General features: G+C 70.6%; 2 protein-coding genes. One reads left to right on the top strand and one right to left on the bottom strand.

The annotated features are described in order from the left end of the window. Positions 1-305 precede the first annotated feature (305 nt). On the top strand, positions 306-3,173 hold the full coding sequence (locus E4F61_RS13975) for a bifunctional diguanylate cyclase/phosphodiesterase (protein ID WP_133480222.1): 2,868 nt from the start codon (positions 306-308) through the stop codon (positions 3,171-3,173). A 9-nt stretch (positions 3,174-3,182) separates the two neighbouring features. Here E4F61_RS13975 and E4F61_RS13970 read toward each other — a convergent pair. After that, the coding region (locus E4F61_RS13970; protein ID WP_133480221.1) for an aldehyde dehydrogenase family protein at positions 3,183-3,570 on the bottom strand (388 nt) is incomplete at its 5' end.

Here is a 3,570-nt window from a genome sequence, read left to right as displayed (position 1 = left end):
TGTGCCGCGCATACAGCTGCTCGAACGCCCGCACGTCGCCGGCGGCCCAGGCCCGCATCAGCTCGTCGTCGGTGGAAGCGGCCGGGCCATCCATGCGCGGCAGGGTACGGGGCCGTGACGACCGGGTACAGCCCCGCGGGCGCGCGTTCCGCGGGTCTTCAAACGTGGCGTCGATCCCGTATTCTCGGAACCGTCCGCCTCGGCGGACGGGGGCCGGCCTCGACGGGCGGCCGGTCGACGCGGGGAGCTCCCGCGCCAGCACAGGGGAGGCGCGTTTGCGGAAGCCCGATCCAGCGGACAGTGCGATGCGACGCGCGCGCCGTCGCGACCTCGTCGCGGCGCTGGAGGCCGGTCTGCCGAACGAGGCGCAGGTCGCCGCCGGCTGGCGCGACCGCGAGCACGTCACCGTCTGTGCCGCGCACGACGCGGGCGCGTTGCCGCGGCTCCTCGAGCAGGCGCTGTCGGGCGCTTCCGCCATCGACGCACCGCTGGTCGAGCGCTGGGCGCTGCCCGGCGGATTGCATGGCGCGGTGGTCGCGCGGTTCTCCGGCGCGATCGAGCCCGAGGTGCGGCTGACCTGGAGCGAGATGGCGCGATCGCTGCTGGTCGCGCACATCGAGGCCGAGCGCCTCCAGCGCCGGGCGGACTCGCTCGAGAAATCCGAACGCCTGCAGCAGGCGCTGTACGAAATCGCCGACCTGGCCGGGTCGGGCATCGAGCTGTCCGCGATGCTGCGGATGGTGCACCACGTGATCGGCGGCCTCATGTACGCCGCCAACTTCTACATCGTGCTGTACGACGACCTGCGCGACACGCTGCGCTTCGTCTATTTCGCCGACGAGCGCGACGAATGGGTCGCCGAGCCCGATCGCGAGATCCACGCGCGCGAGGTGCCCAACAGCCTGACGCTCGCACTGCTGCGGCATGGCGAGCCGGTCCGCGGGACGTCGGCGTCCGCGCGCGAACAGCTCGGCGTGGCCGCCGACGACTCGCACGGCCCGGACAGCGAGGACTGGCTCGGCGTGCCGATGCGCCGCGAGGACCGCGTCTGCGGCGCGATCGTGGTGCAGAGCTACCAGCATCCGAACGTCTACGGCGAGGAGGAACGCGCGCTGCTCGCGTTCGTCGCGCAGCACATCCTGACCGCGCTCGAGCGCCACCTCGCGCGGCAGGACCTCGAAGCCCGCGTGCACGAGCGCACCCATGCGCTGGAGCGCCTGAACTACGAGCTGCAGGCCGAGATCGACGAGCGGCAGCGCGCCGAGAAGCTGCAGAGCGCGCTGTTCCGGATCGCCGAGCTGTCGATCAACGCGCCGTCGCTCGACGATTTCTATCGCGAGGTGCACGCCATCGTCGGCGAGCTGCTCTACGCGCGCAATTTCTACATCGCGATGATTTCCGAGGACGGCGAGCGTCTGGAATTCCCGTACTCGATCGACGAGCGCGACGGTCGCCGCGACTCCCGCCCGCTCGGCTTCGGACTGACCGAGTACGTGCTCACGCGCCGCCGGCCGCTGCTGGTGGATCGCGCGCAGATCGAGCAGCTCGGGCGCGACGGCGAGCTCATCAGCCGCGGTGCGCTGGCCTCGGGCTGGCTCGGCGTCCCGCTGTGGCGCGAGGACCAGGCCGTCGGCGCGATCGTCGTGCAGAGCTATACGCCCGACATCACGTTCACGCTGCGCGACCAGGAACTGCTGACGTTCGTGGCGCACCACATCGGCATCGGGCTCGAGCGCAAGCGTGCGCAGGATCGCCTGCTGCTCGCGCATGCCGAGCTGGAGCAACGCGTGGAAGCGCGCACGCGTGAACTCGCGCGCACGAACCGCGAACTGGTCGCGCAGATCGGCGAGCGGCTGCGCGCGGAGCAGCGCCTGACGCACCAGGCGCGCCACGACTCGCTCACCGGCCTGCCCAACCGGACCCACCTGGTCGACAGCCTCACCGAGGCGATCGAGCAGGCGCAGGCACCGACGCAGGGGCACCGCATGTTCGCGGTGCTCTACCTCGACCTCGACCGCTTCAAGCTCATCAACGACAGTGCCGGCCATTCGGCGGGCGACGAGCTCCTGATGGAGGCCTCGCGACGCATCGCCTCGTGCATCCGCCCGGGCGACACGGTCGCGCGGCTCGGCGGCGACGAGTTCGCGGTGCTCGTGCTCGACCTCGATTCCGTCGCAACCGTGGAACGCCTCGCAGGTCGCATCCTCGAGGTGCTCGGCCAGCCGTGGTGGGTCGCGGGTCGCGAGGTGTTCCCGTCAGCGAGCATCGGCATCGCGCTCTGGCATCCGCGCTATCGCGGCGGCGCGGAGCTGCTGCGGGACGCCGATGCCGCGATGTACCGCGCCAAGGCCGCCGGGCGCGGACGCTGGGCCACGTTCGACGAGGCCATGCGCGAGGAAGCGATGCGCATCCTCGACCTCGAGGCCGACCTGCGCCGCGCGATCAACGGCGACGGCTTCGTCGCGTTCTACCAGCCGATCGTGCGCCTGTCCGACCGCAGCGTGGTCGGCCACGAGGCGCTGCTGCGCTGGAGCCACTCGAGCAGCGGCCTCCTGACGCCGGCGTCGTTCGTCAACGTCGGCGAGAACAGCTCGTTGATCGAGGAAGTGGACTGGCTGGTGTACGCGCAGGTCGCCGACCGGATCGCGCATACCTCCGGTGGCTACATCTCGGTCAACGTGTCGCCGCGGCATTTCCGCGACAGCGCCTTCGCCGACCGACTGCTGCGGCTGCTGGAAAAGGCGAAGGCCGACCCGCGCCGCCTGCGCATCGAGATCACGGAGGTCGCGCTGCTCGAGGAAGCGCCGCGCGTCCTGAACATGCTCAAGCACCTGCGCGGCCACGGCGTACTGGCGCAGCTGGACGATTTCGGCACCGGCTTCTCGGCGCTGAGCTACCTGCACCGCTTCCCGATCGAGTGCCTCAAGATCGACCAGAGCTTCATCGCGGGCCTCGGCAGCGAAACGCGCGTCGAAAGCGAGGCGGTCGTCCGCGCGATCCAGGCGCTGGCTGGATCGCTTGGCATCCATACCGTGGCCGAGGGCATCGAGAACGTGCACCAGCAGCGGCTCGTGCGCGAGCTCGGCTGCACGCTGGGGCAGGGCTACCTGTACGGCCGCCCGTTGCCCGAGCTGGTGGAAGGCGTGCAGGTCGAGGAAATCCTCGTCGGTTGAGCCAGCCGGTCAGGGCGGGTCGCGCACCACCAGCAGGCGCACTTCCGTCATTTCCTCGATCGTCGAGCGCACGCCTTCGCGGCCCACGCCGGAATCCTTGACGCCGCCGTATGGCATGTTGTCCACGCGCACGCTCGGCACGTCGCCGACGACGACACCACCGACCTCGAGGCGATCCCATGCGTGCATCGCGTGGTCGAGGCGCGACGTGAACACACCGCACTGCAGGCCGTAACGCGAGTCGTTGGCGCGCTCGATCGCCGCGTTGAGATCGGGCACCGACTCGACGACCGCAACGGGGCCGAATGCTTCCTCCCTGTACAGCCGGCACTCGCGCGGGACGTCGGCGAGCAGCCACGGCGCGAGCATCGTGCCGTCGCGATGGCCTTCGACGAGC

This window comes from Cognatilysobacter segetis (genome assembly GCF_004359965.1).
Taxonomy (GTDB): Bacteria; Pseudomonadota; Gammaproteobacteria; order Xanthomonadales; family Xanthomonadaceae; genus Cognatilysobacter; species Cognatilysobacter segetis.
The sequence above is the reverse complement of the archived record's forward strand: the minus strand, read 5'-3'. Positions and strand labels throughout refer to the sequence as shown.